The organism is Pseudomonas persica, assembly GCF_900291015.1.
Lineage (GTDB): Bacteria > Pseudomonadota > Gammaproteobacteria > Pseudomonadales > Pseudomonadaceae > Aquipseudomonas.
This window is the reverse complement of sequence record NZ_OLKL01000123.1, coordinates 1-276: the sequence shown is the minus strand read 5'-3', so window position 1 is coordinate 276 and position 276 is coordinate 1. Positions and strand designations below refer to the sequence as shown.

The following is a 276-nucleotide window of genomic DNA, read 5'->3' as shown; positions in this document are numbered from 1 at the left end:
GCCGTACACGCTGCGCAGGGCGCGATCTTCGCGCAGCTGTGGCACGTCGGCCGCATGTCACACAGCTCGCTGCAGCCTGACGGCGGCCAGCCGGTGAGCGCTGGCACGCGGCCGGTGGCGAGCGATCCGAAGAACACCTCGTTCGTGTACCTGGACGACGGCAGCCGTGGCCATGCCGATCCGACGCCGCCGCGTGCACTCAGCACGGAAGAAGTGCCGGGCATCGTCGCCGACTTCGTGCAGGGTGCCGACAACGCGATCGCCGCCGGCTTCGAT

Annotated in this window: 1 protein-coding gene; it reads left to right on the top strand. The window is 69.9% G+C overall.

The features are described 5' to 3' along the window. On the top strand, positions 1-276 hold a 276-nt coding region (locus tag FQ664_RS25980; RefSeq protein ID WP_474707156.1), incomplete at both ends, for an oxidoreductase.